Raw genomic sequence first — 7,295 nt, forward strand, 5'->3', positions numbered from 1 at the left:
CCTCAAATATTTTTAAATCTAGGTTAATTATTCCTGCTTTTTCCCATTCTTCAATCAATTGTTTTTTATTTTCAACTAAGCCAATAGCTATGCCACAGTCCCCTCCACCGGCACCTGAAGCTTTAGAAGCATATCCTACAAGAACAGCTGTATTAATCAATATTTTTAATTTATCAATTTCATACTTAAATCCTGTAGCCTTTGCATAGTCATTTAATAAGTCTCTATTTGCTTTTATTTCTGCTTTCAATAGGTCTAAATTTCCTTCTTCTAACGCTAAAGAAACATTTTCTACTATAGCATCTGATTCTATTAAGAAATTCTCCATATAATTTTTATCTAACTTATCTCTTGATTTATCGACCAATTTTTCTGTTGAAGCCTCTTCTCTTGACCATCCAACTTCTACATCCAAAGTATTGTTCATATTAATTTTTTCTATATCTAAATATTCCCATTCTCTATCTATAATATATAATATATCAGTTTTTTTATATTTTTCTAAAATATCAAATCTAGAAAATGATTGATATTTTATCAATCCTGTATAAACTGATGCTGCTAAATCTCCACATGATGATTTAGGATTAAGTAAAATAGTAGCCAAGGCTGATAGCTTAAATAAATCTAATTTAGAATAGTGATAAGAAAAATATTGTAAAATGGCTTTGATAGTTGCAACTACTACAGCTCCAGAAGATCCTAAACCATATTTCTTATGCTTTTCTGAATCAAGGTCTGAAAATATTTCTAACCTATAGTATTCTAAATCAAATTTTTTAGCTTGTAAAAACTCTTCAGCTATTTCCATAGCCTTTAAAACATATTTATAGTATTGGTCTTCATCCTCCAAAATTATCTTCTTATTTTTTCGGTAATATTGTATAGGTTTTTTACCAGCTACATGGATTTGACCAATTTCTGAATAGGAAATTCTTATTTTAATAAATTTATCTATAGCCATGACTACTGCCTTATGGCCTGGTTCAACAACAGCATATTCCCCTGCTAAATAAAGCTTACCCGGAACTTTTACTTCTAACATTCTAAGACCTCTACACTAGCATCTTCACTTGCAATATCGCTATAAATCAAGTCAGATTCTTTATAGTCTTTTAATAATTCTTCCATAACCTTATCTGCATCAGATTTTTGTATTAAAATCTTTACATTTGGCCCAGCATCCATAGTAAAGTATGCTGGTATTCCCTTAGTTCTTAATTCTCTAACCTTATTTATAGCCTTTATAGAATCTTCTTCAAAATAGATAATAGGCGGATTACTTGATATGATTGTTGCATGCATTTGCATGGCATTATGCTCGGTAATTTCACCAACTTTATTAAAGTCTTTATTTTTTATAGCTTCTTTTATAGCTTCTAAATCTTCTTTTGAATGGTTAATATAACTTTCATATAAAGGTGAAGTAGCCATAGTTGTTTTCATAGCTTGTCTGGATGATATTGACTTTTTATTTTTATTAACTAAAACTATTATCATAGCCATGTCTAAGCCAGGATTATCTATTTTTTTAGCAAAGGAACTTTCGTAATCCTGTCCCTTCTCCCATTCTACTATGCCGCCATAAATGGACCTGCTGGCAGATCCTGACCCTCTTCTCGCCATTATAGAAAGATCTTTTTTACTTAAATCAGTTTCAAATAAAGCATCTAAAGCTGTTGCCAAGGCTGCATAAGCTGAAGCTGAAGATGCTAGTCCTGCTGCTGTTGGTACGTGATTATAAGACTCAACTAAAACTCTTTTGTTATTCTTAGCTAAATCTCTAAATAAATCAATATATTTAGAAATTTTTTCCAATTCGTCTTTAGCTTGTTCTTGGTCATTTAAATAAAATTTATCTTTATCAGAATCTATAAAAGATACCTTAGTCTCTGTATACAATGCTTCAAGACTAAGAGACAAGGATGAAGTGTTAGGAATAATTAACTCTTCATTTTCCTTACCCCAGTATTTAATCAACGCAATATTCGCATTTGCTTTTGCCTTATATTTTTTCATTATTCTTCCTTTAATTTTTTAAGATCAGATATCCATACTTCTTTGCCTAAAGCTTTTAACTTTTCTTTTATTTTTTCTGCTGTTTTTATATCAGGGCTTAAGGCTATCATACAACCACCTCTACCCCCACCAGTAAGTTTGGCTCCTAGGGCTCCTGCATCTTTAGACAATCTTATCATCTCTTCTATAATAGGATCTGAAACACTTAATTCTCTTAAGTATACTTGCGCCTTATCCATAATCTCACCAAGTGATTTTAAATTATTTTCCTTGATAGCTTGCTTAGCTGAAAAAGTTAATTCACCAAGGCTTTCAACATAAGATTTATATTTATCATCACTGTCATACAAGGCTCTTACATCTGCTACAGCTTCTTTAGTAGATCCTTTTATGCCACTATCACTGATTACTAAGTATCCATCCAAATCTATTGGAAAATCTATAGTTTCTTTATTTTTTATATACCAAATAGCCCTATCCCTGGCTATTGTTTCTATATCAATGCCTGATGGGTTTCCATGTACATATTTTTCAGATATATTTGCTAAGTCTATAATCTTATCTATATCATAATCTATTTTGAAATATTCATACAAGCCTTTGGCTATAGCCACAGCAATAGAAGCAGAAGAGCCCATTCCCCTTTGAAGTGGAATATCTGATTTAATCATTATTTTAACTTTATCAGATATTTTATACTTGTCTGTAAAAGTCTTTATTAGCTTTTTAAAGCCAAGTAATCTTCCATCTAAGTCTTTTATTTTACCATTATAAAAATCAGAAGATAAGTAGTTTTCATCAGAATCTTCTATTCTTAATTCTAATTCCCTATCCATAAAGGGTATAGCTATTGCTGGCTGGCCATAAACTACTGAATGTTCGCCTATTAATATTATTTTACCATGTGTTTTTATTTTCATAAGTCACCATTATTTATATTTTTAATTTAAATCTCTAATACTCTTATCTGTTATACAATTTTATCAGATTATTTGTTGTAAAACAATAAATTGTTATCGTTTATTAATAACTTGCATATAAATTTAGGTTTACCTAATTTTTTATTTGCATTAATGAAAAAGTAATGCTAATATATTAATAAATTAGGTGCACCTAAAAATTTTCGGAGGTAAATATGAAAAAAAGAATTAGTAGACTAGCAAGCTTTTTATTAGCTTTAGTCTTATTAGTAGGATGTCAATCAAATAAAAAGCCTACAGATAGGGTAAAATGGTGAGGTGAAAGTTATGAACTGTAAGGTAAATGTCAATAATTTAAATGTTTCTTACTACGGAAATGAAGTAGTGAAAAATGTTTCATTTTCATTTGAAACAGGTAAGTTAATCGGAATTGTTGGACCAAACGGAGCTGGAAAGTCTACAATGTTAAAAGCTGTCTTGGGGTTAATTCCAAAAGACAGTGGTAATGTTGAAATATGTGGGAAGTCGATTGAACATGTTCGAAAAAAAATTGCTTATGTTCCACAAAGAAGTAATATTGATTGGGATTTTCCGATTATTGTAAGAGACACTGTGTTGTTAGGGACATATCCGCATCTAGGACTTTTCAAGCGTCCGGGGAAAAAAGAAAAAGAGTGGGCAGCTCAATGTTTAGAAAAAGTTGGCATGCAAAATTTTAATGCGAGACAAATCGCAGAACTCTCAGGCGGACAACAACAACGTGTATTCCTTGGGCGTGCTTTAGCACAGAAGGCAGATTATTTTTTCTTAGACGAACCATTTGTCGGAATTGATGTAGCTAGTGAAGAAGTTATTATTAAGATTCTGAAGCAACTACGTGATCAAGGAAAAACAATATTTGTTGTGCACCATGATTTATCTAAAGTGGAAACTTATTTTGATGACTTAATTTTAATTAATAAGGAATTATATGGTGCTGGACCAGTAAATAAAGTATTCCGACCAGAAAATATGGAAAAATGCTTTAAGATGAGGATTGGATTATCTGCAAGTTTGGGGGGAGGAGTATAGTGGAGTTTTTTCATGATTTAATGGTCTATAATTTTTTACAAAAGGCATTTGTTACCTCCATCATGGTCGGTATTATCTGTGGTGTAATTGGGAGTTTCATCGTATTACGTGGTATGGCTTTAATGGGAGATGCTATTTCACATGCCGTCTTACCCGGTGTGGCTATATCCTATATGTTAGGAATTAATTTCTTCTATGGTGCTGTCGTGACGGGTGTATTAACTGCTTTAGGAATTGGATTCATTAGTCAAAACAGCCGTATAAAAAATGATTCCTCGATCGGACTCGTATTTTCTGCCATGTTTGCACTGGGAATCATTCTAATCACAGCTGCTCAAAGTGCGACTGACTTAACACAAATTCTTTTCGGGAATGTTTTATCCGTACGTACCTCTGATATGATGATCACTCTTATAGTAGGTGCAGTTGTACTACTAGCCGTTTTTCTTTTTTATAAAGAATTACTTATTTCTAGTTTTGATGAAACGATGGCTGCAGCATATGGCTTAAAAGTACGTATGATTCATTACGGGATTATGGTACTACTTACACTTGTAACTGTTGCTTCTCTACAAACAGTAGGAGTAATTCTTGTTGTCGCAATGTTAATTACACCTGCGGTAACAGCTTACTTATTAACGAATCGTTTATCAACAATGATATGTTTAGCCGCCTTTTTTGGCGCAGTTTCATCCGTGATTGGACTTTATATTAGTTTTTTATACAATCTACCATCCGGTCCAATTATTGTATTAGTCGCTACCGCTATTTTTTCGCTTATATTTCTTCTTTCACCAAAACAAGGAGTTATTTGGCGAATGATAAAAAAGCATAGACGAAAAATAGCTGTTGAAAAATAAGACATCAATTATGTAAGAGATGTCCATAGAAGTAAAATAAATAGAAGTAAAATAAAAGGAGCGTAAGAAAATTATGAAAATTATGAAAAATCTTTTAAAGGTAATCATTGTAGCTAGTTTCACTTTAGTGTTATTAGTAGCATGTGGTGGAAAAGATACGGAAGGAGAAGGTAAAACGTCTTCTAAAGAAGCCAATAAGCAAGAAAAATTACAAGTTGTTTCTTCATTTACAATTATCACAGATATGGTCCGAGAAATCGGTGGGGATAAAGTGGATGTCCATAACTTAGTACCTACAGGGACAGATCCTCATGAATATGAACCACTTCCTGAAGATATTAAGAAAGCAACAGATGCTGATATTTTATTTTATAATGGTTTGAATTTAGAAGGTGGAGAAAAAGGGTGGTTCTTTAAAATGATAGATTCTGTAGAACAAGATAAAGATAAAGTATATAGTCTTACAGAGAGAATCGAACCTATGTATTTACGTGATGAAGCAACGAGAGAAGAAGAAATAAATCCACATGCCTTCATTGACCCTGTTGTAGGTATTCACATGGCGGAAGATATGCGTGATGCATTGATAGAAGTTGACCCAGATAACAAAGAATATTATGAGAAACGTGCAAGTGACTATTTAGACAGACTAAACGAAATTGAAAAGGAATATGAGGAAAGACTTGGAAAACTCCCAGAAGAAAACAAAATATTAGTAACGAGTGAGTGCGCATTCCAATACATGCTTGACCGTTATGGTATGGGAGAAGCATGTATTTGGAAAATTGATACAGAAGAAAATGGTTCACCAGAACAGCTCACATCATTAATTGAGTTTATTAATAAGAACAATGTACCTATCTTATTTTTAGAATCAAATGTAGATTCACGACCAATGGAAGCTGTATCTAAAGAATCTGGAGTAGATATTTACAAAAAGCCCATTTACTCAGACGAAATTGGAAAACCAGGTGAAGAGGTAGATACGTATATTAAATATCTAAAATATAATATTGACGTAATATTTGACGGGCTCAAAAAATAATATTAAATAATTTTAAGTATTAGATTTTAAAGAATGGTTATGATATTCATTATTGCACTGATGCAACATAAAATACAGATCTATCATGTAGATTGTCCATTTTAATTATTATTTTAAATGATAATGGAAATACTTTGAAAAGCAGAATAAGATCTGAAATAAATGATGAAGATGTTAACTTCCCCCTTTAGTTGATATTTTTCATTTAGAGTATTTTATATAATTTATATGGCACTTTACAATGTATAACAGATTTGAAACGATCCAATTGTTAAAAAAATTGAAACTTTGCTACATGTTTTTTAAATATGTAGTAAAGTTTTTTCTTTATAAAATAACATATGAGTGTGTACAAAAAGAATCGAGAAATTCAAGGCATCGTGTAGTTTTCCCGCAATGGAATACATGAGGAACGGAATGCATAATGACCTGACGTGACATTTTTACAGGACTTTTTGAATCTCCCTCTATTATCTTATTTAATGATTACTAGATTGTTTCCACTCCATTAAATATTCGGCTTGATCAGTAAGGTGATCTGTTCCTTCATTTTTTATTACAAATCCATTTCTCGAATAAAATTGAACGGCAGAGATATTTTCTTTGTAAACTTTTAACTGAATTATATTTCTTCGCTCCTTTATAAAAGTTAGTAGCTTTTTTCCTGCTCCATTTCCTTGATATTCTATATCAATAAAAAGTGCCGCTAAATAATTGTCTAACATTGAAATGAAACCTATAATTTTCAAATCTCTAGTTACTACATATGTTTCTGACATGGGAATATAATTTTCTTTCATCTCCTTGATTTGAGATTTCCAATATTCTTCCCTAATAAAATAATGTGCTTTTACTGAAGTTTTATACCAAATATCTACTAAGACATCAATTACAGTGTGTTGATACTTTCTGATTATCATTACATCACTCATTTTATTTCCTTCCTTTTCTTATAAAAATATCTTTTTTATCAAAAATACCATACTGTGTACTATAAATTATATCAGAGAAAGTTTAAATAATATGTATAAGACGGTCGATAGTCAATTAAATCTAATTATCATTTATTTTATTACAATTAGAAATTAAATGATGCAAAAATGTTCGCGAATAAATTTTATATTCATTGAAAATTTCTCTTTTTGCTGTTATCATTTAATTGATAACGATTATCATTCGCGGGAGGTGTGGTAATGATTGCAATCAAAGATATACAGGTTGGATATGACGATCAAATCGTTATTAACGAATTGAGTGTCCAAATAAAAAAAGAAAAAATAACAACTATTATAGGCCTTTAAACTACTACCTATGTCAAGGACACCTAAGTGAATTTTCACATGGCCCATAATAAGTTCTTTGGATATTGTCCTGTTTGAT

Annotated in this window: 7 protein-coding genes; 3 read left to right on the plus strand and 4 right to left on the minus strand. The window is 31.2% G+C overall.

From position 1 onward, the window contains the following. The 3 genes from Q0U66_RS04770 to mvk form a co-directional block, all read right to left on the minus strand. On the minus strand, positions 1–1,045 hold a 1,045-nt coding region (locus tag Q0U66_RS04770), incomplete at its 3' end, for a phosphomevalonate kinase (RefSeq protein WP_297378039.1). Next, positions 1,039–2,019, minus strand: a complete 981-nt coding sequence (mvaD, locus tag Q0U66_RS04775; protein ID WP_297378042.1) for a diphosphomevalonate decarboxylase — start codon at positions 2,017–2,019, stop codon at positions 1,039–1,041. The genes Q0U66_RS04770 and mvaD, both read right to left, overlap by 7 nt. Continuing rightward, on the minus strand, positions 2,019–2,939 hold the full coding sequence (mvk, locus tag Q0U66_RS04780; RefSeq protein ID WP_297378044.1) for a mevalonate kinase: 921 nt from the start codon (positions 2,937–2,939) through the stop codon (positions 2,019–2,021). The genes mvaD and mvk overlap by 1 nt, the downstream gene beginning before the upstream one ends. 327 nt (positions 2,940–3,266) lie before the next feature. Between mvk and Q0U66_RS04785 the strand changes: the two genes are divergently transcribed. From Q0U66_RS04785 to Q0U66_RS04795, 3 genes are all read left to right on the plus strand, one after another. Then, the gene (locus Q0U66_RS04785; RefSeq protein ID WP_297378047.1) at positions 3,267–4,010 is read left to right on the plus strand and encodes an ABC transporter ATP-binding protein; all 744 of its coding nucleotides are present in this window, start codon (positions 3,267–3,269) and stop codon (positions 4,008–4,010) included. Beyond that, positions 4,010–4,870 (plus strand): metal ABC transporter permease, encoded by an 861-nt coding sequence (locus Q0U66_RS04790; RefSeq protein WP_297378050.1) that lies wholly within the window; start codon positions 4,010–4,012, stop codon positions 4,868–4,870. The genes Q0U66_RS04785 and Q0U66_RS04790 overlap by 1 nt, the downstream gene beginning before the upstream one ends. Positions 4,871–4,952: 82 nt before the next feature. Further along, positions 4,953–5,915, plus strand: a complete 963-nt coding sequence (locus Q0U66_RS04795; RefSeq protein ID WP_297378053.1) for a zinc ABC transporter substrate-binding protein — start codon at positions 4,953–4,955, stop codon at positions 5,913–5,915. 479 nt (positions 5,916–6,394) lie between these two features. On the opposite strand, the gene Q0U66_RS04800 is transcribed toward Q0U66_RS04795, so the two are convergent. After that, positions 6,395–6,847 (minus strand): GNAT family N-acetyltransferase, encoded by a 453-nt coding sequence (locus Q0U66_RS04800; RefSeq protein WP_297378056.1) that lies wholly within the window; start codon positions 6,845–6,847, stop codon positions 6,395–6,397. Positions 6,848–7,295 lie beyond the last annotated feature (448 nt).

This window comes from uncultured Helcococcus sp., assembly GCF_946998255.1.
Classification (GTDB): Bacteria; Bacillota; Clostridia; order Tissierellales; family Peptoniphilaceae; genus Helcococcus.

Coding starts and splice junctions, on each gene's coding strand:
- Q0U66_RS04800 (WP_297378056.1), bottom strand. CDS start 6,847: ATGAGTGATGTAATGATAATCAGAAAGTATCAACACACTGTAATTGAT.
- mvaD (WP_297378042.1), bottom strand. CDS start 2,019: ATGAAAAAATATAAGGCAAAAGCAAATGCGAATATTGCGTTGATTAAA.
- Q0U66_RS04785 (WP_297378047.1), top strand. CDS start 3,267: ATGAACTGTAAGGTAAATGTCAATAATTTAAATGTTTCTTACTACGGA.
- mvk (WP_297378044.1), bottom strand. CDS start 2,939: ATGAAAATAAAAACACATGGTAAAATAATATTAATAGGCGAACATTCA.
- Q0U66_RS04795 (WP_297378053.1), top strand. CDS start 4,953: ATGAAAAATCTTTTAAAGGTAATCATTGTAGCTAGTTTCACTTTAGTG.